The organism is Winogradskyella aquimaris (assembly GCF_042676105.1).
Classification (GTDB): Bacteria; Bacteroidota; Bacteroidia; order Flavobacteriales; family Flavobacteriaceae; genus Winogradskyella; species Winogradskyella aquimaris.
The window spans coordinates 247,281-271,927 of sequence record NZ_JBHTJQ010000003.1 but is presented as its reverse complement, the minus strand read 5'-3'; the positions used below and the strand labels follow the sequence as shown (position 1 = coordinate 271,927).

Below are 24,647 nucleotides of genomic sequence, written 5' to 3'. Positions count from 1 at the left end.
ATATTTTATTAAATTTTAAGCCACTTATACTTAACATTACTAAGAGTTGATTCCAAATCTATGTCGTGGAGCAATAAAATGGTTGGCATGTCTGTCCTGTGGTTGATCCTTCTTTTTAAAGATGGATTTTAAGCCTTTAAAATCAAGGAAATACTGCAATCTCACTGAAATGGTATGCTGTATTGGCTGATCAAATAAAGTACCTAAACTTTGAGAAAAATTATCTTCAGACAAGCTGTCAAAATTAAACAGCTGATTTCTGTAGAGTGCTGTTAAAAAACTTCCTGGCGCAAACTGCCAGGAGTAACTGAGATCGATGTTCCAGGTACTAAAATTAATATTTGGAGAATCTCCGATGTTATTAACAGTGTAGCCTGCTTCCGTGGTGAGACGACCATTATCGAGAAGTGTAAATAATTCATCATCGTAGTTCACGGTATCCCAATAATGTCTAAAACTAAGTGCTACGGAATTAAAAGGATTAAAGGTATAGTTGGCAGAAATGGTATTGGTAATAATTTTTCGGTTACGTTCACCAAGAATAGGTTGGTCATCTACAAAAGTGGCATACCCACGTTGACCATTCGCCATATTTAGATTAAAACTATAAACCAAAAGCAATTTATCATTAGGTCTTACTCTTGGTCTGAATGAAAAATTATAACCAAAGAGGTCTCGTCCATCTTCAAAAATCTTAAAAAGACCACCATCGATATCTAAGGCGAAGGTCTTGTTATAATTAGAAGAATAAAATGCACCAATACTTACAATATCTTCATAAATAAAGGGTCTGCCATCTCTAGATTCAAAATAATCATACTGTTTGCCAGGTTCTATATTGAAATTGAAACCGTATGCATTTAATTGTTTGGTTTCAGCGAAATAACGTCCACCAATATTCATTCCAGTAAATACACCAGGATTAGCTAGGTTTCGATAATTTATCCAAGCATTGATGCGATAGCGGTTGAGATTGCCTTTGGGTTCAAAAATCTGATACGAAATATCGGCTCCGAAATTATTGAAGTTATTTCTGAAGTTAAGTCCTAAGTCGTTGATTTCAAATTTAGTGTCGGCAAAACTGTGATCAAAACTATAACGCAAATTACCATGTGTTTTGCCAATATAAAATGATGAGCTAAATCCTGTCTCACTATCAGTATTTTGGTAATTAACATTACTCATTTTAGCTTCTGCATTAATTACATAGGTGTTTCTTTTATTCTGAAGATTTGTAACTAATGCCGTGGCGTTTCCATCCCTAAAGTCCCCCTCACGCATAACATTAGTATTGATTAAACTAATAGAAGAGTTGCCATTGAATTGCTGGTCTACAACTAAAATATTGTAATTGGTAAACGGTTCGACCAATTCTTCGCGCTTTTCGTTGGTGGCCATATTGGTAATAGTAGCATAGGTTTTTTCGGTGAAGGCATTAAACACACCTACACCTAGCCCTTTTTTGGTTCTACCAGATACCTTAACGGCGTTCAATACTTTTACCTCATTTGGGATATCGGCTTCCTCATTTTCTGCTAAATCCAATTCACCACTGGGCGCATTACCTACACGTCTTGAAAAAAAGAGGTTTCCTTTTGAAAACAAATCAACTCCTTCGGTAAAAAATTGGCGCTGTTCCGAAAAGGTTTGTTCAAAAGGACCAAGATTAAGAACCACTCTGTCAAAACCAGCTTGACTAAAATCGGGAACGAGGGTAGCATCTAGGGTGAAATTATCAGTAATACCATACTTAACATCCATTCCAAAGGTTAAATCGGTTTCTACATCACCATCAAAACTGTTTACAATTCCCGTTGAAAATGGATACAGGTTGAGTCTTATGGGCGGCTTTAAATTTTTTAACCCCTTTAATTCTCCATGGTACAGACCTACATTTCCTTGGGTTGGGTCTAATTCATTCCAAGTGTATTGTGCTCGACTTCGTCTAAATTGTCTGTGAAATTGAAGTCCCCAAGTTGGTTCCTCTTGTTCTGGAAAACGCAATGTTCTATAGGGTATTTCCATTTCTACAATCCAACCATCATCCATAATTTGTACCGCACTTTGCCAAACGGCATTCCAACTAAAATCTTCACCAATACTTGGGTTAGCAATAGCATCTGCTTGTTGTCCTGAGCTAAATACGAAAAACTGTGTATCGTTTTGGGCATCATTATTAGGATTTAAGACCACAGCAAAAAAATCGCTCTGACCAAAATTATCCCGACTGGTGAGTTGTTTTAGAATTTTTGAAGTATCATCATATAAGTAAGCGGCCACGTAAAGTGCGTTGTCGTCGTAGGTCATTTTCACTTCCGTACTCTGTTCTTGTGGAAGTGTGTTACCAATATCTGGTCTGAATTGAATAAAGCCTGTGGCGATTTCTGCATTTTGCCAGACTTCATCATCCAAAACACCATCAATTTTAGGTTTTACCGAAGCTCTGGTGACTTGAAGTGTTTTTTTTGGTTTGGTTAAAACGGAATTATCTTGTGACCATGCAATACTGCAACAACAAACAAGACATAGAATGATGACAAAACGTAGGTTCATGAACGGTAGAATGATAACGCTTAGTAAGGTTTAAAATATGTTTAGTTTATGATAGTTGCATTGAAGCATTGCAAAGCTAAGTTGCCAAGCCCAACAAGGCTCTTAACTAAACGTTAAAAAGACTTAAGGGATGTTAAGAAATGAAATATGGACGAAGTGGCATGTTTTAATTTTGGAACGCTTATTGTTCATTAGTTAAGGAATTAATACTAAAACCATTATATGAATATCTATAAAAAACTGGTCTTAAGTTTAATATGTGATGCGTTGGGTTATGTGTCATTTGTTTTTCCTCCTTTCGATTTTATTTGGGCACCATTATCGGCCTATTTAATGACTAAGCTATACAAAGGTAGGGAAGGTAAAGTTGCCGCAATTATAGCCTTTGTAGAAGAGGCATTACCATATTTTGACGTTATACCAACATTTACATTAATGTGGATCTATACGTTTATATTTAAGCCCAAAACAACACCAAAAAAAGCATAAAAAAAGCACTCCGATAGAGTGCTTTTTTTACTAAAGATACTTTTATTAGTTAATGTCAAACGTAAAGGTAGCTTCAACATCAGTCTCACCATCTGCATTGGCAATGGTTCCATCATTTGGTTTCGTTGGCTCATGCTTTAATACCACGGTTAACGTATTTCCTACAGACACAGTTCCCGCATCTAAAACAATACTTACACCTAATGGATTACCATCAGCGTCTTGATCGTTATAAGTAATTGTGCTACCCGACGTACCTGTTAAACCATAAAATACTTGGTGCTCAACATCTTCTTCTATAACTTCTAAAGTGATGTCCTCAGCAGGGTCTTCAAGCTCATTTTCAAACTTTGCAACTCCACTGTATTGGGTATTAGCCATTAGAGCACCACTTACTGTAACCACTGGTGCATTAGGGCCATCACCATCTAAATCCTGCGATTTAAATTCAACTGCAGTGCCACCTCCTGAAGGTGTAAGGGTTAAAGTTAATGTGGTGATAACTTCTTCTTCGTTAACACTTGTCGGAGTGTCATCATCTGAACATGAAGTGATTAAGCCTAGAGTTAAAAATAAAATTAAAATGTGTTTTATTGTTTTCATTTGATTTGTTTTTTTTAAAAAAAGTTTATTAATAATTGAGTTGAATTTGTAACATGATATTTCTTCCTAAGTCATCAGCAAAATAACGTAGTCGGTTTAGATAAGCTCTGTAGCTTGTATCGAAAATATTGTTAACACTCAATGCAATATTTAAATTATTGTTATTGTTCAATGGCAAGGTCACTTCACTATAAAAATGTAATAAATGGAAGGCATCAGGAGGTGTACTGATATCTACCAATACATTTTCTTGTGATGAGGCTATAAAAGTCTCAAAGTTAAAATCAGGATACTCTGTTTGCTCAAACACCCATTCCGACTTTAAGCTTGCCTTAAAGTTTTTCCACTCTGTTTTTTTAAACGTTATGGTGTTATTGGTATTAAACGCAGGAATATCAATTAAATCGATACCTTCACTAATGTCATTTCCCTTGGTGTACGATGATGTGTGTTGCCACTCTAAATGGTCTGTAAACCTAAAATTTGAGGAAATATCAATACCATAAAGCGCTGCATTGGTTTGTTGGTATTCCCAAACTGGAAATGCACCTCTTATCGTTTGCTCAATACCAGTAGGTCTTAAATACATAAAATCATTTATGTGATTATAAAAGACATCTACCAAAACATTAAAATTAGATTGGCTATAACTATAGGTGGCGGCAATACGATTGGATATTTCCTGATCTAGCCTCAAATCCCCAAGCTCAATTCTGGCCGCCGAATGGTGTAAGCCGTCACTAAACAATTCTGAAGGATTTGGAGGTCTACTGGACAAGGCATAATTACCAATAATCGAACTCTTGTCATTGATTTGGTAGTTAATACCTGCTGACGCTGAAATATTATGGTAGGTAAAAATGGGATTCGTCAATAACTGTGTGCCCAAATCTTCGATAATAATATCGGAAAAGTCTACATCATAACCACGTTCTTCCCAACGCGAGGTACGATAAAATTTCTTCGCATCAATTTTATTGTAATCGTAACGTAAGCCAGCATCCAAGGTGGTATTGTCATTTAAATTCCATTCCATGGTGACGTACGTCCCAAAATCAAACTTTTCATAATCTGGGATGAGTCGTCGTACTCCTGTATCTGGATTGGCAAAATTATCTTGATAACGCCCAAGTACACCAATATTTATTTTTCGGTCTGCACTAGCATCTAGATTAAGATCGGCCATAAGAGTATGGGTCTGAAGATTCAAATCCAAAGCCGCCTTATTTCTATCATCTCCCACACGGATGTCAAATTCCAAACGATGGTTGTTTTGATAATCGTATTGTAGACTTAACTTTCCAAAGTTTTTGAATCGCTTATAATAGGAGGCTTTAACCAGATGATGCGTCACATCTTGTCGTGGCGCGTTAATATCATAACTAAAGTCCTCTATTACGGCTGGTTGCTGCGAATTAATAGCGTTCACTAAATCATTCACATTACCGATATGTGAGGAACGTAAAATACCAATTTCATTATCTACATAGCTATAAAAAACTTCAAAACCGCTTTCAAAATTTTTGCGTCCACCACTTACCGAAAAACTATTGGATTTTAATCCCGTATTGGTCAAATAATAATCAGGGGCTCTAAAATCACCATTTTGTTTTAATGTACCCTGAACATTAGCATACCAACCTGAAGAAAACCCTTTATGCAGCGAAGAGGAAATACTATAACCTCTTCCATTGGTTTGACCACTCACAATGGTTTTACCATACAGCGTGTCTATTCTAAACACGCGAGTTGGGTTTAAAACGATAACACCACCAACAGCATCACCACCAAAAGCTAAAGCACCTGAGCCTTTTATCACTGATATATTGTTGGCACTATTGATATCAATGTTTGGAGCATGTTCAATACCCCATTCCTGATCCTGTAAGCGCACATTATTATTAAGTATTAAAAGTCGGCTGCTATGTAAACCATTAATCATGGGCTTTACAATGGCATTACCAGTATTAATGGAAGAGACACCAGGCACCTCTTTCAGGGCATCGCCTAAACTAAAGCTGCTGTATTGTCTTAAAATATCTTCTTTAATAACTGTTTCTTGTGCTGTGGCCGTTGTTTTCTTTTCCTTTGCTTTTAACGAGACTTCATCGAGTTCTTCGATATGGTGTTCTAAAGCTATGCTCTTAAATAGGTCACCAGTAATATCAAACACTATGGTTTTTGTTTCGCAACCAATATGAGATATCACTAAGGTCAATTCACCTTTACAAAGGTTTTCGATTTTGAATTTTCCATCGACATCAGTGGTCGTATATTTATTCAAATTTTGCATAAATATAGTCGCACCAACAATAGGAGTATTGTCGTGAAAGTCTTTCACTTCGCCTAGAAAGGTATAACCACATTCCTGAGCTAAAGTCAAATTAAATAAAGTTAAAAACATATAGAAAGCCCTAAGCCTCATAACTATGACGTATTACGTGTTTTTACCAGCATTATATTAATGGTGGCAATCGTTAAGTGTGTGTAATGGAGATTAGGCTAGAGTTGGTGGTCCTCTGAGATGGGTTGTATTTTGCTGATGGGTTCTTAAGAATAAATATAAGCAAGTGTCATTCTTGCAAAAGTTATCTTCACTTGGTGTCTCAATAGTGTAGACACCAGAATAATAGTTGGTGTTGAGCTTGAACTTGTAAAACTCACAATCTACATCCAATTGGTGGAAATGCGTCGCATTATCAGTTGCGTCATTTTCACAAACCTCATGGTTATGGTGATTAAATACGTGTGTTAATTTAATTGCCGAAGGCAATAACACGGCAAGCACCAGTACTAATGATAGTACTTTAAAAACGGATGATATGATAGATTTTAAGTTCAATCCAAAAATCGCTTTAGGCCAAATCGTTTGAGCATTTTTTTCTCAAATTCCCAAAAGAATTGAAACTGACCAAATAACCAGCCAAAGAATACCAGTAGAATTTGATAAAAAATGAGCCCAATGATAATAAATAATATCCAGTAAAGTATAGGATTTAAGTTTTCTTTAGTAATTCCCAACAGCTTGATAATTGGTCTGCCAACATATAGCGATGACGATCCCGTAACGGCAAAAACCATAAACACTCTAATCATTTCCCAGCGGTATTGAAGTACCCAACGTTTTTCAAGAAATTTGAATAGCTTGAGTGTAATTGCCAGTAAACTTATAAAGCATAAGATTGTAAAAATCAAGACTATGACAATATCGAATTTTTGAAATAAGGCAACCGATAGCTTATAGGACGAATACCCAAGGACTATTAGACCTAAAAGCGGGAACAATAATTGCCAATTCTGTTGAATTTCCCAACGTTCTTTAAACTTTTCCATAGCACTTTTAAAGTGCTGCAAATTTACGTTAAATTCTAGGAATGATGGAAGTCAGTTGCTGTTTATATTTTAACTGAAAGTATAGGAAGTAGTTGTAGAGCTTATAGTTAACCTCGTAACCATAATCCGTCCGTGTGTCGTAATCTATCCTGACTTCATAGAGGTTAGGGTCGTAAGTGTAGGGTTGAAGGTTTCTTTGGTTCCATGCTTGCACCAACATGGCATTTCTATTTTCTAGCCAACGCTGAGAATGAAATCCTCTTGGTCTTGCAGTGCTTGCCAACCAAGCGTTAAAACCTGGTTCTATAATAATGATTTCGTAATCCGTTTCGTCACTGCTAATAGATACCGTATCGTTTTCCACAAGAGCACTATCATTACCATTGTTAATGGTAGGACTCGTATTGTAAGATTTACAACTTGCAATTAAAACGATTAAGACTATAAATGGAATGATCTTTTTCATGATACTAAAGGTATAAATAATTTTAGTCAATCTGTTATGATGATTAGTTAATTCAAAATTAAGAATAAGTACTGCATCGTTAAACAAGTAATGAGTAATCCTAAGTGTTGAATGAGTGAATATGCCATTACACGATAATAAAAAAAGCAGCTCATTTGAGCTGCTTGATCTACTATAAAATGATAAGCTGTTTATTTTCCAAAAAGACCTCCTAAAAGACCGCCAAGGCCTCCTTTTTTCTTGGAGCCACCAAGAACCATTCCTGCTACATCGTCTATAACGCTGCCATCACCATCAGCATCCAATATGCTCTCCAAAAAGCTTTGTTCTTGCCTTGCACTGCTACCGCCAAGTAATCCGCCTAACATACTGGTTAAATCGTTTTGGGAACTCACATTACTTTGTCGCGTTTGTTTTCCTAAAACACCCATAAGTATAGGTGCAGCCACTTTTAAAATATTGCTAACTGAGCTTGCATCCAAGCCAGATTTTTGACCAATAATCTGTTCAACACCTTGCCTTTTTTGTCCTAAAACATGGCCAAGAATTTTGTCTCCATCCGTTTTAACGGCATCATCAACTCCGCCACCAAACAAACCGCCTAAATTATCTAAAATACTACCATCGTGCTTATTATTGAGTGCTCCCATAAGCCCTTGCGCACCTTCTGGTGTTGAGGCATTGCGCTCCATGGCTTTCATGAGTACTGGCAACGCCATGGTTAATACACTACTTGTTTTGTTTTGATCGGTTCCTGTAGAGCCAGACACTCCACTAACGATGGTTTTACCAAGATCACTATTTAATAAGTCTAAAATTCCTTCCATGAGTATAAAATTAAGGTTATATGTTTCATTTAGTAAGGTACAAAAAAAGCCCTATATATGATACAGGACTCCGTTTTAATCATTAGGTCACATTAGTTTTATTAACCCAGTATTTTTATGATTTGATCTGCAAGTTCCACACCAATTCTATCTTGTGCTTCATTAGTTGCAGCACCGGTATGAGGAGTCAGCGATAACGAAGGGTTCATAAGCAACTGCACTTCAGGTTGTGGTTCTTTTTCAAATACGTCTAATGCTGCTCTGGCGACTTTACCGCTTTCTATAGCTTTAACCAAGGCTATCTCATTAACCACACCACCACGGGCAGCATTGGCAATGATGACTCCATCTTTCATCAATTTAAAATCACCCTCATCAATCACGTAATTTTTTTGAGCAGGTACGTGAAGCGTTAAGAAATCGGCTTGTTTTAAAACCTCTTCCTTAGAAACCGTTTTAATATTAAAACTCACTTTTTGACCATCAAAAAAGTCCAGGTCTAAAGTAGCTTCTTCTATATAAGGATCATAAGCAACGACTGTCATGCCAGCGCCAATACCAATTTTGGCCGTGGCTTGTCCAATTCTACCAAAACCAATAACACCCAAGGTCTTTCCTTTTAATTCTACACCTTTGGCATACGCTTTTTTAAGACTTTTAAAATTGGTGTCACCTTCTAACGGCATATCGCGATTAGAGTTATGAAGAAAACGCGCCAATCCATAAAAATGGCCAAATACCAATTCGGCTACAGAATGGGATGAGGCTGCAGGTGTATTTATTACATGAAGTCCTTTTTCGCGTGCATACTCCACATCGATATTATCCATACCAACACCTCCACGACCAATAATCTTTAAGCCAGGGCAATTGTCAATAAGGTCTTTTCTAACCTTGGTCGCACTTCTAACTAGAAGTACGGATATGTTGTTATCATTGATATAGTTTTGTAATTGTTCTTGTGCAACGGTAGTTGTTAACACTTCGTAACCAGCTGCTTCTAAAGCATCAATACCACTTTGAGAAACACCATCGTTTGCTAGTACTTTCATGAAATAGGAATTCTTTGGATTTTTATAATTTAAGCTTTTCGTTCTAATTCGCTCATCACTTCAACAAGCGCTTTCACACTGTCCAAGGTTAAGGCGTTGTACATGGAGGCTCTGTAACCACCAACACTTCTGTGTCCATTAAGACCGTTGATTCCGGCTTCCTTCCACATGGCATCAAACGTCTCTTTTAGGTTTTCGTTTTCTAATGTAAAAGTAGCGTTCATATTTGAGCGGTCTTCCTTAACGGCATAGCCTTTAAAGAGCGGATTTAAATCTATTTCTGAATAGATTAAACGTGCTTTTTTTTCATTTTCTTCTTCAATGGCTTTAATACCACCTAAATCTTTAAGCCACTGCATGGTAAGCATGGATACGTAAACTGCAAAAACAGGAGGTGTATTAAACATACTGCTTTTGCTAATGTGCACTTTATAGTCCATCATGGATGGAATTTTACGTGATACCTTACCCAGAATATCTTCTTTAACCACTACAAGCGTTGCACCTGCAGGACCCATATTTTTTTGAGCGCCAGCATAGATCAAATCAAACTTTGAAAAATCCAACTGTCTCGAAAAAATATCACTACTCATATCACAAACCATAGGTATTGGTGAGTCTGGGAAGCTTTTCATCTGTGTTCCAAAAATGGTATTGTTAGAGGTGCAGTGAAAATAATCGTAATCCTCTGGGATATCGTAGCCTTTAGGAATGTAATTAAAGTTGGCACTTTTAGAAGAGCCGACTTCATAAATATCGTCATAAATCTTAGCTTCCTTAATGGCCTTATCACTCCAGGTTCCCGTATTCAGGTAACCTGCTCGTTTTTCAAGAAGGTTTAATGCCACCATTAAAAACTGTGTACTGGCGCCACCTTGTAAAAATAGCGCCTTGTAGCCTTTACCTTCTAAACCTAATAGTTCTAAAGCTAAAGCTCTTGCTTTTTCCATCACGTCTACAAAAGGCTTACTACGATGCGAGATTTCAATCAGTGATAATCCTTCGTCAAAGTCTAAAAGGGCTTCAGAGGCTTTTTGTATAACGGATTTAGGTAGTACACATGGTCCGGCACTAAAATTATGTTTTTTCATGAAGAATATAGTTTTATTTCCGATGGCTCAGAAATTTGTTGTTTTTCAGTTCGAGCGATTACAAAGGTGCTAATTAATTGCCTATAAAGCATTAATTAATTGCTAATTTTTGAATCAAATTTTTAACAGGAAGTCAACAGTATCCACATCATCTGCATAATCCCATAATTCTGGTTTCTGGGTATACCCAAACGCCACTTCGTTAGCAGTAAAGCCATTGGCCACGACACATTGTATCTTCTCGCTATCCGTTTTAATTTTTTGTTTGATCTCGTCCTCAGAATTGTAAAACTCGTAAAATACCGTCGCAATGGGTGAGGCGTAATTCTCATCTTCCTTAATCATCAAAAACCCATTTTCGAGCATATCAAATTCGCTCATGAGATAAACGGCTTTATTATAGTCGTAGTTGTTAGCGTATTTGTTTTCATGGATGATCGGATGCCATTTGTAAACCGCATTAAAAAATGCATCAAAATTGTAATCCTTAGGGACAAAGAGCTTGGACACATTTCTACAGCCCAGGCCATAGTATCTAAAAATATCATCAGATAAGGCTTCAAGTTGTTCTGGTGATTCTTTCCCAGTTAGAATTGCGATGGAATTCCGATTCTTTCTAATGATAGACGGCTTGTTTTTAAAATAGTATTCAAAATAGCGTGCCGTATTATCGCTACCCGTAGCAATAACCGCATCAAAATGCTCCAGCTTATCTTCTGTAAAGCTTATTTTTCCCTTAAAACCAGGTTCTACAATTTCAAGATATTTGGCCAAAAAGGGGAGTAGGTGCTTGTCGTTTGAGGATTGCTTTACTAAAACCTGATGCCCAGAAATAAGCACAGACAAAAAATCGTGAAAGCCTACCAAAGGAATATTACCAGCCATGATAATACCTACGGTTTTTGGCTCTAGATCCTTAAAGTTATACGGTTGGACCCATTGGTTGAGTTTGGCTTCGGTTAAAGCGTTTGCCCAAGACTCTAAACTAAACAGTACATTGGCTTCCGTAAACCATCCGTTGTGTTCCTTAGCCAGTTTTATTTGATGCTTAAACCCATCAAAAAAGAGGTCATTAGCTTCAACCTTAGGATCGTTTTGAAGGCCTTTGGTGCTAAATTGACGAATAAACTGACCTAATTTTGCGAAAGCGTTAATTCTTTGTTGTAAATCCATGTAGTGTTTGGTAAAACGCCTTTTAGGCTTTATTTTTGCTCACGCAAAATTACATAATAAAAAAGAAAAATTACCATGGCCATTATAATCACTGACGAATGCATCAACTGTGGAGCTTGCGAACCAGAATGCCCTAATACCGCTATTTACGAGGGTGCAGATGATTGGCGCTATTCTGATGGTACAAGTCTAAAAGGAAAAATAGTTTTACCCAACGGAAAGGAAGTCGATGCTGATGAAACCCAAGAACCCATCAGCGATGAGGTGTATTACATCGCCCCAGATAAGTGTACGGAATGTATGGGCTTTCACGAAGAGCCACAATGTGCGGCCGTATGCCCAGTAGACTGTTGTGTGCCGGACGACAACCATGTAGAAACCGAAGAAGAGTTATTGGGTAAGCAACGCTTTATGCATCCTGAAGACTAACAACGGAACACATCCCATTTAAATAAAAACTAAGAATCCTGAGCGCTCGCTTGGGATTTTTTATATACTGATTTGGTAATGCAATAGGTGAATCAAAACCTGAACACCATTTCCAAGTGTATTTAAAGTATTAATTGGATTAAATACCTAAAATTTATTGATTAATAAAATGCCTATTTCATGCTGATTTCAAGTACTTTAAATATTATTTTTTAAAAAAAGCATAAATTTTTAAGGAGTTTCAATGGGTTTGTTGTTGTATAATTAGATTAATAATTAAATTTTTTAAAATGAAAACCCCAAATTTCAAACTACTTACAATTTTAACTGCGTTTACAATTTTCATAGGCACATTTACATCTTGTTCGGATGACGATGGTCCAACGGTAAATATAACTGTCAATGAAGGGCCAAATGGAGATATAGGAGGTGATTTTACTGGCGATGGTGGTAACGGTTCAAGAACTATTAATTGGACAAATGGTTTAACCACAGCCGATTATAATGCTGATATTACTAGCGCGTCATCTGGTACTTTTCAGATTGTAATTTCAGATGCCAGTGGTAATGTGGTCCTTGACAGAACTATTAACGGTGGAACTGAGCCAGATACTATCGGAGGTGTTACTGCTACAGGAGAGCCTGGAAACTGGACAGTTACTATAATTTTGGAAGCCTTTGATGGCAATGGAAGTTATTCTTTAAGTGCAGGAAATTAGAAAATGATTATTTTTTAATTACAAAACACAAATAACTATAGATAATCCCAAGACTAGCGCTTGGGATTTTTTTTGAAAACTACGTAAAGTTACGTATTGACTTTTTGTATGAAAAACCCGACCTTCGCTTATCGGTGGATATAAATTATTAAAACGAATTCATATCCTTAACGTTGGCCACAATTAAGAAAATGAAAATATTTAAATTAATATTAATAGTCAGTTTATTCTTAATCTCTTGCAAATCACAAGAAGAAAGCAAGAAAGATTTCATCTCGTTTGACGGAACAAAAATTGTTTATTCTGATAATGGCAATGGCAAAGTTGTTTTGCTGATTCACGGATTTATAGTAGATGGAAATGCAAATTGGGGAAAATCGGAATTAAAAAAACAGTTAGTTAATCAAGGATACAGAGTCATTATACCAGATTTGAGAGGTAACGGTAATTCTGATAAACCACAAAATGAAGATGCCTATAAAAATAATGCGGAAGTGAAAGATTTAATGGCCCTAATTGACCATTTAGAAGCTGACGACTATATGGCTGTTGGATACTCGAGAGGTGCAATTGTACTTGCAAATTTACTTACTAAAGATAAACGAATAACCAAAGCCGTATTAGGAGGAATGGGCATTGGATTTACAAATCCAAATTGGTACAATCGAATTGAATTTGGAAATGTTTTTTCTGGACGCACTGAACCTAACGAAATGACAAAAGGAGCTGTAGAATTTGCGAAAAATCTTGATGTTGACTTCAAAATCATGGGATTCTTACAAGACTATCAACCTGAAACAACAATTGCAGAACTTAATAATATTGACATAGAAACTTTGGTAATTTGTGGAGATAAGGATTTGGACAATGGAAATCCGAGAGAATTACAAGAACAATTACCAAATAGCAGATTGAGTCTCGTAAGTGGAGACCATATGAGTACATTTAACTCATTGGACTTCGCGGAATCGATTGTTGAATTTCTTGACGAAAAATAACTGTGGCCAACAATGGCTATAATTCATTGTGGTTTTTAGCCACACCAAAATAAATGTATAAATCAAACGGCTGGATTTCGGCGGAATAATCCTGCGGATGATTCCACAACGAAATCATAGCCTAAACCGATAAGCGCAATGGTTATGCCTTTACCGCAATCATACTAATCTCTACATTTACAAACTTAGGTAAGTTGGCCACTTCTACGGTTTCTCTTGCTGGTGCCGTGTCTTCATTAAAATACGTCGCATACACCGCATTAATCTTAGCAAAATTGTGCATATCGCTAATAAAAATAGAGGTTTTAACCACATGTTCAAAGGTCATGTCTGCGGTTGCTAAAACGGCTTTGAGGTTGTCCATTACTTGTTTGGTTTCGGCTTCAATGCTATCCATGACCAAGTCCATCGTTTTGGGATCTAAAGCGATTTGTCCAGAGGTGTATAAGGTATTGCCAATTAAAACGGCTTGGTTATAAGGGCCAATAGGTGCTGGTGCGTTTGGTGTGTTGATGATTTGTTTCATGATGGCTATGTGTATTGTATGAAGTCGTCTAGTTGCCCAACTGGCGGTCGGGTTGGCGACGCTGGTCGTATTTTAAGTCTTTTAACAGGTTGGATTTAATACCCACAAAGAAGTTCCAGGATTGGTTTCTTCCAAAGGGAATCCAGGTAAAATTCATTCTCCAACTCAATAAATCACGCTCAAAACGCAATTGGGTAAAGGTAAAGCCTTGGTTTAAAAAATCGTAACCCGAAGAGGCACCAATAGACCAACGTGGCGAGAGCTCTACATCTCCAGAAAACATGAGAGAGTGGGAGGTAATCTGGTCTTGTCGTCTGGTATTGGTATAATTGGCCGCATAGGAGAGCCTGAGACTCCACGGCATTTTGTAATTGTAAAAATCGTTGTTTTCTTCTTCCTCTTCCTTGCTTTTATCTTTTTGTCGGTCTCCTAGACGCTGGTCTGCAAAATCCTGTGAGATACCAAAGAGATCATCGGCCCTTGCATTGGCCGTTGCCGAGCGTCGTTCGGCTTCCTCATCGCGTTTCTCTTCCTTGTCATTGCTGGAGAAACTATCATTATTTAAGCTATAACTAATATTTAAATTGGCAGAAGTCAATCTAAATAGACTGCCACCATTATTGATGTTAAAGGTATTGATGATATTATTGTTATTGTCTAGGGCATATGGGTTGAGGGTCATCCCAAAGTTAATGTTCATCTTTTTATTGAGGATTTGCGTTCCACCATTAACACGCAATGGACTCCAGTTTAAGGAATCGGCCGCTAAATCATAGCCCGTTGAAAGGTTAAGGTTGTTTAATAAAAAGACCTTTTTGGGTTCGGTATCCGTGGAATCCTTGGCTCTGACTTTGGCTTCAAAATTATTACCAATGGCAATACCAATGTTACTGGAATAACGGTTGCCAGGTCTTCCGAATAGCGAATTTTCAAACCGTGTATATTCCACCTGATCGCTTGTGGTGCCATCGGCATCAATCACATCATAGGTTTCGTAATATTGGTCAAAAGCCGGAGCAACACTGTAGCTAATGCTCGGTCGCATCACATGCCGTATGGCCTGTATTTTTGGGTTCTTACCTTTCTTCTGGAAATTATACATACCATAAAGTGTGGTACCTATACTTCCTCCAAAATTATAGGTTAAAAACCGATCAAAACCGTTTTGGTCTATAGTCACCACCTCCTGCGTGCTCTGGTCAAAAAAGCGTCTTATGGTTTTGAGCGTCCAGGTTTCCTCAAAATTGGCATTAACACTCGCACTGAAATGATTAAACACCTTAAAATTTGTTGTAACAGGAATAGAATGGCGCATACCGGCTAGGGCATCATCAAACATTTCGCTTCTACCAAATAGCGAGTCCGTCGTGTTAATACGATACTCACCTCTGGTATTCACCTGAAAGTTAATGTTTTGAATGGCTCCCTTTTTAGCTCCAGATTTTGGAGCAAACGGAAATACCCTTGTCATAGAGGCCTGCATGGTTGGCAAGGTGAGGTTAATGGCTTCCGTATTGGTGTTTTGGTTGTGGGTTGCCGATAAGCTTAAATTAACCTGTGGTTCCCCTTGAAAGGTCTTTGAGTACGATACCGATGATGCTAAGGTATTGGTTAGGGTATTGGCTAAATTAGCCTGGTTAATGGACTGTGAAAAGAACTGACTACTACCCAGGTTAACTGATGCCGAAAATCTAGAGTTAGGATTGGCTTTGGCATCCTGTGTGTGCGACCATCTGATGTTGTAAATGGTACTTTGCCTAAAATCAGGAAACCCACGTTCACTATTGAGAAGGTTTTCATATCTAAACCCAAAATTACCTCTAAACTTATAACGATAGGCATAATTACTTTGAACGCGTACACCATAACTACCGTTGGTATAATAATCACCAAGCACGGCTAAATCTACATAATCGCTAATGGCAAAATAATACCCTCCGTTTTGTAAAAAATACCCTCTGTCGTTACCCGTATCCTCACCAAAGGACGGAAAAATAATCCCTGAGGTTTGCTTCTTTGACATAGGGAAGTAGGCAAACGGAATAGCGATAGGCGTCGGCACATCGTAGATGTACATTTGGCTCATCCCAGTGACGATTTTCTTATTAGGAACAATCTTTGCCTTGTTCATTAAGATGTAATATTCGGGGTCATCGAGGTTTTCTGAGGTGGTAAACTTACCTCGTGATATAAAGTAAACCGAATCGTTTTCGCGTTTGGTGCGTTCTGCAATGACAGTACCACCACTTTGCTCGGTCACCGAGTTAAAGATCAGGGCTTTTCTGGAGTCGGTATTAAAAATGATGGAATCCGGCTCAATCACATTGGCACCTTGCTTAAAGACCGGCTTTTGAGAATAACCAGTCGAATCTTTTAAGCGTCCAGCGTAGACCAAATTTTTACTGTAGTCAATAACAATGACTCCAGCGGTAATTTCCATATCCTCATACTGTACTTCGGCCTCGTTAAATAATCTAATCTGTTGCTTTCGTTGATTTACGGCGACGTAATCCTTAGCCTTGTATGTCACAATGTCTTTTAAAAACCCTTCTTTTTTTACGGAATCATTATTGACCGAATCTACAACTTTAGTATTGGTAGGAGGATTGAGTATGGAGTCGGTTATAATTTCTACTTGGTCTCGAGCTACAATAGTAGTATCGCTCTTTTGCTCAGAAGGAATCCGTTCGTTTTTTTTTGGTAATTCCTGAGCCAAGCTAAAAGTGTTGATAAGCACTGTAAAACTCAAGGCAAAAAGTATGTGTAAGCTATTTGTACGCAATCCTTTTAGATGTATTTTTGTAAAAGTATGGCTCGGTTTTTGAAACGCCAAAAGTACAGATATTTTTTTGTGATTATCTTATTAAATTTCTAATAGTTTAAAAATAGAAATTACGTGCCGTAAGGCGTAATAATTCGAGTTGATAAACCGTTAAATTACATATGCAAACGAAGCGAAATTATATAATAGTATTCTTAGTTCTCACTTTTATCACTTCTTTAACATGGGTAAGTCCGCTGCAGGCACAAGACGAAAAGTTTGTGGTGGTATTGGATGCTGGTCATGGAGGAGGAGATCCCGGAAATATGGGTAATGGTTTTAAGGAAAAGAATATTGCCTTAAAAGTGACTTTGGAAGTTGGTAAGGAGTTGGAAAAAATCAAGGATATTAAAGTTATATACACACGAAAAACGGATGTTTTTATAGAACTTCACGAACGTGCCAATATTGCCAATAAGGCCGATGCGGACTTGTTTGTGTCTATTCACTGTAACGCACATCACTCGCAAGCTTCAGGAACAGAGACCTTTGTATTAGGTGAAAAAAACACAGGACGGAATTTTGAAGTGGCCAAGCGTGAAAACGAGGTAATATTTCTGGAGGACAATTACGAACAACATTATGAAGGGTTTAACCCAAGTTCCCCTGAATCTACTATTGCCATTGGTATTGAGCAAGAAGTTTATGTAGAGCAAAGCATCGTCCTCGCCAGAAAAATAGAAGATAACTTTATTAATAACGCCAAGCGTAAGAGTAGAGGTCTCAAACAAGCCAGCCTCCTGGTCATAAGAAACACCTATATGCCAAGTGTTTTGGTAGAATTAGGGTTTTTATCCAATAATAAAGAAGGACCTTATCTCAACAGTAAATCAGGTCAATCCAAAATGGCAAAGGCTATTAAAGACGCCATTTTAGCTTACAAGGAAGAGATTGATCAGAACGTGGGTAAAAGTATAATGGGCATTGAAAAAGTTGATGACGACACGGTAGAAGTATTAGAGACCATGCCTTTAATTTATGAGGATGTGACCTTTAAAGTACAAATAGCCGCAAGTTCGAGAGACCTAGCGGCGAAGCCCTATAACTTCAAAGGCTTGTCTGATATAAGCAAAGCAAAAGTTGGTAAGCTATACAAGTATTTTTACGGAAGCACCTCAGATTACAACAAGGTAAAACAACTTCAAGAGGAAGCGAAATCCAAAGGGTATACTTCTAGCTTTGTAGTGGCTTATAAAAATGGTGAACAGATAGACGTCGCTGAGGCTTTAAAATCTGCCACTAATTAGAAACATTATTAATAATTTTATTCCTAATTTTGTTTTCAATCAAAACTTAGCCCATTGAAAGTTACAAGAGAAGTTAAAACAGCAGTATTGGTATTATCTGGTATTGCACTTTTCGTTTATTTGTTTTCGTATTTAAAGGGAGATGACCTTTTCTCTAATACCAATACTTATTATACAGAATTTGACTACAACGCACTAAGTCCATCTTCTTCGGTAACCATACGTGGTAATAAGGTGGGTAAGGTTGAAGAGATAAAGTACGATTTTGAAACAGGGAAAACCAAGGTTTATTTTTCTGTAAACCCAAATTTAAAGTTTTCAAAAAGTAGTGTTATCAGGTTGTACGAAACAGGTTTAATGGGTGGAAATGCACTGGCGATTGTTAACTCAAATAAAGGTGAACTTGCTGAACCAGGAGATTTTATTGCTTCCGAAGTCCAGCCAGGGTTGATCACCTCTCTTAAAAGTAATTTTTCAGGAATCAGTTCAGATTTGGATAGTACTATTCGCTCAGCTGATACCTTAATGACCAATATTAATAAGTTGGTAGTTGATGAGTCTGAGGCTGGTTTAAAAAGTACCATTGAAGAGTTAAATCTTACACTAAAATCCTTTAAATCATTGTCCTATTCGGTACAGGACGTGATTAAGGCTAATGACAATAAAATAGATTCAATACTGAACAATTTTAATACAACCAGCCAAAACTTAACAAAATTGTCTGAGGACATTAAGGATATAGAGTTGGCCAAAACCGTTGCAAAATTTGATGAATCATTGACGTCCATCAATGATTTGCTGGCAAGTCTTAACAATAACGATGGGACCATTGGCAAACTGCTTAATGATGACGCGCTTTACAATAATTTGGAAGCAGCCTCAAAAGAAATGGAAGAACTGTTGTTAGATATCAAATTGCATCCTGCGCGTTACAGAAGAATTCTGTCCAAGAAAGAGATTCCGTACCAACCACCAACCGAAGACCAAAAGAATTAATTTTTATGGAATATATACCAAATTTACTTTTTGCTGCCATCCTAGTATTAGGTATCGGGTATTTTGCAAGAAATATTAAGAAACTTATTCGCAATATTAAACTTGGTAAAGCAGTAGACACAAGCGATCATAAGGGTGAGCGCTGGCGAAATATGGCCAGAATAGCTTTGGGACAAAGCAAAATGGTAAAACGACCAATTGCAGGTATCATGCATATTGTTGTTTACATTGGTTTTATCATTATTAATATTGAAGTATTGGAAATCATCATAGATGGTATTTTTGGTACACATCGTATAGGACTTAAAGTTTTACCAGAGTCTGTTTACGGTTTTCTAATTGGTGCATTCGAAATTTTGGCTGTTTTGGTTTTAGCAGCTGTTGTCGTGTTTTGGCTTCGAAGAAATGTGATTAAGTTAAAACGTTTCTTAAGTGCAGAAATGAAAGGTTGGCCAAAGAACGATGGTAACATTATTTTATATTTTGAAGTAGTTTTAATGTGTTTGTTCTTAATAATGAACGCAACGGATACAACATTTCAGAATTTAGGTCATGGTAACATAATATCGCAATTCATTGCACCATGGTTTGGAGATAATCCTGAGACATTGCATATCATAGAGCGCACCGCCTGGTGGTTGCACATTGTAGGTATTTTGGTGTTTTTAAATTATCTGTATTTCTCAAAGCATTTACATATTCTTTTAGCATTCCCAAACACCTATTTTGGTAGTGTTGAACCCAAAGGGAAATTCAACAATTTAGAAGCCGTTACCAACGAAGTAAAGTTAATGATGGATCCTAGTGCCGATCCGTTTGCGGCGGCACCAGAAGGAGCTGAAGATGAGGAACCCGCTAAGTTTGGTGCGAGTGATGTCATGGATTTAAACCAAATTCAATTACTCAACGCTTACACATGTACAGAATGTGGACGATGCACATCTGCATGTCCTGCGAATCTTACGGGCAAGAAATTGTCACCACGAAAGATTATGATGGATACTCGTGATCGTTTGGAGGAAGTTGGTAAAAATATCGATGCCAATGGAGGTGAATTTAAAGACGATAGCAAACAGTTATTGGGTGATTATATAACCCATGAAGAACTATGGGCATGTACAACCTGTAATGCCTGCGTAGAAGAATGTCCTGTAAGTATCAATCCATTATCCATTATTTTAGATATGCGTCGTTATTTGGTTATGGAGCAGAGTGCTGCACCAATGGAGCTTAATAACATGATGACCAATATCGAAAACAATGGGGCACCTTGGCCTTACAATCAAATGGACCGTTTAAACTGGGCTAACGAAGAATAGAATGAAAGCATTTACATTTAGAATCATATCCGCAGTACTCACAATTATCTTTTTTTCATCATTAGGTTTCTCTCAAGATTCCAATGATAGCAAAAAAATGATTGATAGTTTGGCAACGAAAATGTTCGTCGATATGAATAATCGTGATTATGCGGCGATTATGGATATGACTCATCCAAAAGTTTTTGACTTGGTTCCAAAGGAAACAATGATTTCTGCCTTTAAATCTATGTTAGAAGGAAATGATGAGTTTTCGGTTGAAATTCCTGATGAAGTTCCTGAATTCAATATTTCAGAAGTATTTAAAGATGACGAAGAGAAATCCGATTTTGCTTTTGTAACTTATGATATGGAAATGGCTATGACTTTTAAAAATGAAAGTTTTGATGAAGCGGGAAAGGATACCATGATAAAAATGATGAAAATGCAAGGTATGGAAGCGACTTTTGAGTCAGATAATACCGTAAACCTCAAAATGTTAAATAGAATGACAGTTCTTATTAAGGATGAGTCGACAGAAAATAGATGGGCTATGATTAATTATGATCCAGATTCGCCATTGTTTTTTCAGTTATTGTCAGCACCTGTAATTGAAAAAGCAAAATCGTATTATCAAGATTTAATGATAGCGCAAAAGAAAAAGGAATAACATGAGCGAAGAACTTAAAGTGCCAACCATGGCAGAATATATGGCAGAAGGGAAACAGCCCGAAATTTTGTTTTGGGTAGGTTCTGCTGGAAGTTATGATGATAGGGCAAAAAAAATAACCAAAGCCTTTGTTAGGATATTAAACAAAGCCAAGGTAGATTTTGCGGTTCTAGGAACAGAAGAAAGCAATACCGGAGACGTGGCAAAGCGTGCCGGAAATGAGTTTTTGTTTCAGATGCAGGCCATGATGAATATTGAGGTCCTGAATGCTTACGAAGTGAAGCGCATTGTGACTTGCGATCCGCATTCCTTCAATTGTTTAAAAAACGAATATCCAAGTCTTGGAGGTAATTACGATGTGGTACACCATACGCAATTCATCAAAGAACTTATAAGTTCTGGTCGCCTTACCTTAGAAGGCAATACTTATAAAGGAAAGCGTATTACCTTTCATGATCCGTGTTACTTAGGCCGCGCCAATAGTGAATATGACGCACCAAGAGAGGTGCTTAAAAAAACCAATGCAAATTTGGTTGAAATGAAACGCCACAAATCTACGGCATTATGTTGTGGTGCTGGTGGTGCTCAAATGTTTAAAGAGCCAGAAAAAGGGAATATGGACATCAATATCTTAAGAACCCAGGACGCTCTTGAAACCCAACCAGATATCATTGCTACGGGTTGTCCATACTGCAATACCATGATGACAGATGGCGTCAAAGCCAAAGAAAAGGAAAGTGAAATTTCAGTTATGGATATCGCTGAACTTATTGCCAATTCTTAACAAAATTATAGATGAAAAATAGCACCCTGCTGATTTTAGCATTATTCCTTGGTATAAGTGCTTATGCCCAAAACAAATCTAAACAAGAAGTTGTTGATCTTATTGCTGAAGATACCTGTAAGTGTATCTCAAACAAAAAAATCAGCAAAAGTGATAAAACTGAAGAAAAAGAAATGGCTTTAGGGCTTTGTTTAATTGAGAATTTTAATAAACACAAAAATAAGTCCAGGTATTACAGTAAAAAGTCATTAGATGATATTGAGGAAATCGGTCAGGATGTGGGTGTGGCCATGACAGGTATGTGTGCTGATGATTTTTTATCAATTTTTTCTTCAGAAGAATTGGTAGACATTGTAAGTGATGAGGACGATGACATTGGTTTAGAAAATGCCGTTGAAACGGTATTGACAATTGAGGTAGAATTGATAGCTATGAATAATGATGTTATTTCCTACATTGAAACCAAAGACGATTTTGACAAAACACATGTGTTCTTAATCACAGAAGAGTTTGAAGGCTATGAACTCCTTAAACGATCCAACTTCAAAAAATTCTTTACAGTGACATTTAAGGAAGTAGAATTGTTTGACCTGAGTGAAAAGCAATATGTGACAAAGAAAGTCATTACCAAACTAGAAACACTTTAGTATGCTAGTAGATTTTGAAACCTTACCGGAAGAATCAAGAGTTTGGATATACCAAGCCAATCGGTCGTTTACCGAAGATGAAACCAATGAAATAAAGTCTAAACTCAAAACATTTATTGAAGCTTGGACGGCTCATGGCAAAGATTTGCAAGCGGGTTTTAAAATTGTTTATAAAAGATTTATTGTTATCGCTTTAAATCAAAACCTTAATATGGCTACAGGTTGCTCTATTGATGCTTCGGTACGTTTTATCCAAGAATTAGAGAATGCTTATAACGTCGACTTAATGGATAAAATGAATGTGTCTTTCAAACAAGGAGAATTTATTGCCTACAAACCATTGGTTGATTTTAAACAAATGGCAAAAAATAAGTCGGTCTCTAAAAATACCATTGTCTTTAATAATCTGGTAACCAATATTGCAGAATTTAAAGAAAATTGGGAAGTTCCTGCCAGTGAGAGTTGGCATAGTCGTTTTGTTAAGTAGTCTTTCCTATTGAAAAATTCTCATAAAAACCGTTGAAAAATTGTAGTATTTGAGCATTCAATTATTTTCATTTCTAAGAAAGAATGTTCATTTTTACAGTGAGAAATTTATAGATGTTTTACCCTCTGTAAAACATTCTCAATTCTTAAATCGTCATTAAAATTGGGCACTGATATCTTTTTATTGAATATTTCCGGACAGGATAAACCTGGTTTAACCTCTTCATTAACTAGTGTTTTGGCTGAGTATGATGCTAAAATTTTAGACATAGGTCAGGCCAATATTCACGATACCTTATCCCTAGGAATGATGTTCGAAATAAAATCCGGGAAGAAGTCGGCAGCTGTTCTTAAAGACCTACTGTTTAAAGCTTATGAGTTGGGTATTACGGCTAAATTCACGCCTATATCCTTAGAAAATTATGAGCATTGGGTGAGTATGCAAGGTAAGGACCGATATATTGTTACCATTTTGGGAGAAAAGCTTAAAGCCGAACAAATTTCAGAAGTTACTAAAATTATATCAGAGAAAAACCTCAATATTGATTCCATAAAGCGATTAACAGGTCGTACTTCTTTAATTAAAACCGAAGAATATCCAAGGGCATCGGTGCAATTATCCATAAGAGGCAAATTAACAGATAAATCCGAATTCACATCTCGGTTTATGGACATATCCCATGAACTTGATGTAGACATTGCTTTTCAAGAAGATACCTTGTTTAGACGAAATCGACGTCTGGTGTGCTTTGATATGGATTCTACATTAATTCAAACGGAAGTCATAGATGAACTCGCAGAACGTGCTGGAGTGGGAGCTCAAGTTAAGGCCATTACGGAATCTGCCATGCAGGGTGAAATCGATTTTCAGGAGAGCTTTAAAAAGCGCATGAAACTTTTAAAGGGTTTAAGTGAGAATGTTTTAAAGGAAATTGCCGAGAACTTACCCATCACTAAAGGTGCCAGACGTCTTATAGATACCTTGCATAATTATGGTTACAAAACAGCGATACTCTCAGGTGGTTTTACCTATTTTGGTAACTATTTGCAGCAAAAGTTGGATATTGATTTTGTGTACGCCAATGAGTTAGAAATTAAGGATGGAGTCTTAACAGGTGGTTATATTGGTCCTATTGTAGATGGTAATAAAAAAGCAGAATACCTTCAATTATTGGCCGATGATATGGGTATAGACATTCAGCAAACCATTGCCGTTGGTGATGGTGCCAATGATTTGCAAATGCTTAATTTAGCAGGTTTGGGTATTGCTTTTCATGCAAAACCAAAGGTTAAGGATAATGCCCAAAATTCAATTTCCAGTATTGGGTTAGATGGAGTCTTATATTTGTTAGGTTACCACGATCGTCATATCGATTTAGTCTAAACTGTTAATTAGACAGTTTATAAATCTATCCTAAAGTCTTTTAACTTCATATTAA

The 24,647-nt window shown here is 37.0% G+C and carries 24 protein-coding genes; 12 read left to right on the top strand and 12 right to left on the bottom strand.

The genetic code is table 11. From position 1 onward, the window contains the following. Positions 1-39: 39 nt before the first annotated feature. Entirely contained in the window at positions 40-2,553 is a 2,514-nt protein-coding gene (locus ACFQ1K_RS04055; protein ID WP_320556605.1) for a DUF5916 domain-containing protein, read from the bottom strand. Positions 2,554-2,775: 222 nt separating this feature from the next. On the opposite strand from ACFQ1K_RS04055, the gene ACFQ1K_RS04050 reads away from it, so the two are divergent. Beyond that, entirely contained in the window at positions 2,776-3,042 is a 267-nt protein-coding gene (locus ACFQ1K_RS04050; RefSeq protein WP_320556606.1) for a hypothetical protein, read from the top strand. 45 nt (positions 3,043-3,087) lie between these two features. Here the strand turns inward: ACFQ1K_RS04050 and ACFQ1K_RS04045 are convergent, their stop codons facing one another. From ACFQ1K_RS04045 to ACFQ1K_RS04005, 9 genes are all read right to left on the bottom strand, one after another. Then, a complete protein-coding gene (locus ACFQ1K_RS04045; protein WP_320556607.1) occupies positions 3,088-3,645 on the bottom strand; it encodes a type 1 periplasmic binding fold superfamily protein in 558 nt (185 codons plus the stop codon). 28 nt (positions 3,646-3,673) lie between these two features. Then, positions 3,674-6,028, bottom strand: a complete 2,355-nt coding sequence (locus ACFQ1K_RS04040) for a TonB-dependent receptor (RefSeq protein ID WP_320556608.1) — start codon at positions 6,026-6,028, stop codon at positions 3,674-3,676. A 114-nt stretch (positions 6,029-6,142) separates the two neighbouring features. Further along, positions 6,143-6,487 carry a hypothetical protein gene (locus ACFQ1K_RS04035; RefSeq protein WP_320556609.1) on the bottom strand — a complete coding sequence of 115 codons (345 nt, stop codon included), beginning with the start codon at positions 6,485-6,487 and terminating at the stop codon, positions 6,143-6,145. Beyond that, positions 6,484-6,978 carry a DUF6787 family protein gene (locus tag ACFQ1K_RS04030; protein WP_320556610.1) on the bottom strand — a complete coding sequence of 165 codons (495 nt, stop codon included), beginning with the start codon at positions 6,976-6,978 and terminating at the stop codon, positions 6,484-6,486. Before ACFQ1K_RS04030 ends, ACFQ1K_RS04035 begins: the two co-directional genes overlap by 4 nt. 28 nt (positions 6,979-7,006) lie before the next feature. Then, positions 7,007-7,444, bottom strand: coding sequence for a DUF6146 family protein (locus tag ACFQ1K_RS04025; protein WP_320556611.1), 438 nt, complete (start codon positions 7,442-7,444; stop codon positions 7,007-7,009). A gap of 191 nt (positions 7,445-7,635) precedes the next feature. Beyond that, positions 7,636-8,271 carry a DUF937 domain-containing protein gene (locus tag ACFQ1K_RS04020; RefSeq protein WP_320556612.1) on the bottom strand — a complete coding sequence of 212 codons (636 nt, stop codon included), beginning with the start codon at positions 8,269-8,271 and terminating at the stop codon, positions 7,636-7,638. Between the two features lie 101 nt (positions 8,272-8,372). Next, a complete protein-coding gene (locus ACFQ1K_RS04015; protein WP_320556613.1) occupies positions 8,373-9,323 on the bottom strand; it encodes a D-2-hydroxyacid dehydrogenase in 951 nt (316 codons plus the stop codon). Between the two features lie 29 nt (positions 9,324-9,352). Then, positions 9,353-10,414 (bottom strand): 3-phosphoserine/phosphohydroxythreonine transaminase, encoded by a 1,062-nt coding sequence (serC, locus tag ACFQ1K_RS04010; protein WP_320556614.1) that lies wholly within the window; start codon positions 10,412-10,414, stop codon positions 9,353-9,355. Positions 10,415-10,528: 114 nt separating this feature from the next. Beyond that, positions 10,529-11,587, bottom strand: a complete 1,059-nt coding sequence (locus ACFQ1K_RS04005; protein WP_320556615.1) for an acyl-CoA reductase — start codon at positions 11,585-11,587, stop codon at positions 10,529-10,531. A gap of 75 nt (positions 11,588-11,662) precedes the next feature. On the opposite strand from ACFQ1K_RS04005, the gene ACFQ1K_RS04000 reads away from it, so the two are divergent. From ACFQ1K_RS04000 to ACFQ1K_RS03990, 3 genes are all read left to right on the top strand, one after another. After that, positions 11,663-12,016: a 4Fe-4S dicluster domain-containing protein gene (locus tag ACFQ1K_RS04000; RefSeq protein ID WP_320556616.1), complete on the top strand. Its 354-nt coding sequence runs from the start codon at positions 11,663-11,665 to the stop codon at positions 12,014-12,016. A 290-nt stretch (positions 12,017-12,306) separates the two neighbouring features. Beyond that, entirely contained in the window at positions 12,307-12,735 is a 429-nt protein-coding gene (locus ACFQ1K_RS03995; protein ID WP_320556617.1) for a hypothetical protein, read from the top strand. A gap of 191 nt (positions 12,736-12,926) precedes the next feature. Beyond that, the gene (locus tag ACFQ1K_RS03990; RefSeq protein ID WP_320556618.1) at positions 12,927-13,733 is read left to right on the top strand and encodes an alpha/beta fold hydrolase; all 807 of its coding nucleotides are present in this window, start codon (positions 12,927-12,929) and stop codon (positions 13,731-13,733) included. 142 nt (positions 13,734-13,875) lie between these two features. Here the strand turns inward: ACFQ1K_RS03990 and ACFQ1K_RS03985 are convergent, their stop codons facing one another. Together ACFQ1K_RS03985 and ACFQ1K_RS03980 are read right to left on the bottom strand one after the other, a co-directional pair. Further along, on the bottom strand, positions 13,876-14,259 hold the full coding sequence (locus ACFQ1K_RS03985; RefSeq protein WP_320556619.1) for a Rid family detoxifying hydrolase: 384 nt from the start codon (positions 14,257-14,259) through the stop codon (positions 13,876-13,878). Positions 14,260-14,287: 28 nt separating this feature from the next. After that, complete coding sequence (locus tag ACFQ1K_RS03980; protein ID WP_320556620.1) at positions 14,288-17,092, bottom strand: putative LPS assembly protein LptD; 2,805 nt, start codon at positions 17,090-17,092, stop codon at positions 14,288-14,290. Between the two features lie 110 nt (positions 17,093-17,202). On the opposite strand from ACFQ1K_RS03980, the gene ACFQ1K_RS03975 reads away from it, so the two are divergent. The 8 genes from ACFQ1K_RS03975 to serB all read left to right on the top strand — a co-directional run bounded on the left by ACFQ1K_RS03975 (position 17,203) and on the right by serB (position 24,592). Then, a complete protein-coding gene (locus ACFQ1K_RS03975; RefSeq protein ID WP_320556621.1) occupies positions 17,203-18,327 on the top strand; it encodes an N-acetylmuramoyl-L-alanine amidase family protein in 1,125 nt (374 codons plus the stop codon). 54 nt (positions 18,328-18,381) lie between these two features. Further along, positions 18,382-19,323: an MlaD family protein gene (locus ACFQ1K_RS03970; RefSeq protein WP_320556622.1), complete on the top strand. Its 942-nt coding sequence runs from the start codon at positions 18,382-18,384 to the stop codon at positions 19,321-19,323. Between the two features lie 5 nt (positions 19,324-19,328). Then, positions 19,329-20,642 carry a (Fe-S)-binding protein gene (locus ACFQ1K_RS03965; protein WP_320556623.1) on the top strand — a complete coding sequence of 438 codons (1,314 nt, stop codon included), beginning with the start codon at positions 19,329-19,331 and terminating at the stop codon, positions 20,640-20,642. Between the two features lies 1 nt (position 20,643). Next, positions 20,644-21,291, top strand: coding sequence for a hypothetical protein (locus tag ACFQ1K_RS03960; RefSeq protein ID WP_320556624.1), 648 nt, complete (start codon positions 20,644-20,646; stop codon positions 21,289-21,291). Between the two features lies 1 nt (position 21,292). Further along, positions 21,293-22,075 (top strand): (Fe-S)-binding protein, encoded by a 783-nt coding sequence (locus ACFQ1K_RS03955; protein WP_320556625.1) that lies wholly within the window; start codon positions 21,293-21,295, stop codon positions 22,073-22,075. 11 nt (positions 22,076-22,086) lie between these two features. After that, positions 22,087-22,722, top strand: coding sequence for a hypothetical protein (locus ACFQ1K_RS03950; RefSeq protein WP_320556626.1), 636 nt, complete (start codon positions 22,087-22,089; stop codon positions 22,720-22,722). A 1-nt stretch (position 22,723) separates the two neighbouring features. Then, complete coding sequence (locus tag ACFQ1K_RS03945) at positions 22,724-23,209, top strand: ABC transporter ATPase (RefSeq protein ID WP_320556627.1); 486 nt, start codon at positions 22,724-22,726, stop codon at positions 23,207-23,209. A gap of 162 nt (positions 23,210-23,371) precedes the next feature. Next, positions 23,372-24,592 (top strand): phosphoserine phosphatase SerB, encoded by a 1,221-nt coding sequence (gene serB, locus ACFQ1K_RS03940; RefSeq protein WP_320556628.1) that lies wholly within the window; start codon positions 23,372-23,374, stop codon positions 24,590-24,592. Positions 24,593-24,647: the final 55 nt, after the last annotated feature.

Bases quoted from the DNA above. Each gene is read 5' to 3' on its own strand.
- ACFQ1K_RS04055 (WP_320556605.1), bottom strand. From the start codon at position 2,553: ATGAACCTACGTTTTGTCATCATTCTATGTCTTGTTTGTTGTTGCAGT.
- ACFQ1K_RS04050 (WP_320556606.1), top strand. From the start codon at position 2,776: ATGAATATCTATAAAAAACTGGTCTTAAGTTTAATATGTGATGCGTTG.
- ACFQ1K_RS04045 (WP_320556607.1), bottom strand. From the start codon at position 3,645: ATGAAAACAATAAAACACATTTTAATTTTATTTTTAACTCTAGGCTTA.
- ACFQ1K_RS04030 (WP_320556610.1), bottom strand. From the start codon at position 6,978: ATGGAAAAGTTTAAAGAACGTTGGGAAATTCAACAGAATTGGCAATTA.
- ACFQ1K_RS04025 (WP_320556611.1), bottom strand. From the start codon at position 7,444: ATGAAAAAGATCATTCCATTTATAGTCTTAATCGTTTTAATTGCAAGT.
- ACFQ1K_RS04020 (WP_320556612.1), bottom strand. From the start codon at position 8,271: ATGGAAGGAATTTTAGACTTATTAAATAGTGATCTTGGTAAAACCATC.
- ACFQ1K_RS04015 (WP_320556613.1), bottom strand. From the start codon at position 9,323: ATGAAAGTACTAGCAAACGATGGTGTTTCTCAAAGTGGTATTGATGCT.
- serC (WP_320556614.1), bottom strand. From the start codon at position 10,414: ATGAAAAAACATAATTTTAGTGCCGGACCATGTGTACTACCTAAATCC.
- ACFQ1K_RS04005 (WP_320556615.1), bottom strand. From the start codon at position 11,587: ATGGATTTACAACAAAGAATTAACGCTTTCGCAAAATTAGGTCAGTTT.
- ACFQ1K_RS04000 (WP_320556616.1), top strand. From the start codon at position 11,663: ATGGCCATTATAATCACTGACGAATGCATCAACTGTGGAGCTTGCGAA.
- ACFQ1K_RS03995 (WP_320556617.1), top strand. From the start codon at position 12,307: ATGAAAACCCCAAATTTCAAACTACTTACAATTTTAACTGCGTTTACA.
- ACFQ1K_RS03990 (WP_320556618.1), top strand. From the start codon at position 12,927: ATGAAAATATTTAAATTAATATTAATAGTCAGTTTATTCTTAATCTCT.
- ACFQ1K_RS03985 (WP_320556619.1), bottom strand. From the start codon at position 14,259: ATGAAACAAATCATCAACACACCAAACGCACCAGCACCTATTGGCCCT.
- ACFQ1K_RS03975 (WP_320556621.1), top strand. From the start codon at position 17,203: ATGCAAACGAAGCGAAATTATATAATAGTATTCTTAGTTCTCACTTTT.
- ACFQ1K_RS03965 (WP_320556623.1), top strand. From the start codon at position 19,329: ATGGAATATATACCAAATTTACTTTTTGCTGCCATCCTAGTATTAGGT.
- ACFQ1K_RS03960 (WP_320556624.1), top strand. From the start codon at position 20,644: ATGAAAGCATTTACATTTAGAATCATATCCGCAGTACTCACAATTATC.
- ACFQ1K_RS03955 (WP_320556625.1), top strand. From the start codon at position 21,293: ATGAGCGAAGAACTTAAAGTGCCAACCATGGCAGAATATATGGCAGAA.
- ACFQ1K_RS03950 (WP_320556626.1), top strand. From the start codon at position 22,087: ATGAAAAATAGCACCCTGCTGATTTTAGCATTATTCCTTGGTATAAGT.
- ACFQ1K_RS03945 (WP_320556627.1), top strand. From the start codon at position 22,724: ATGCTAGTAGATTTTGAAACCTTACCGGAAGAATCAAGAGTTTGGATA.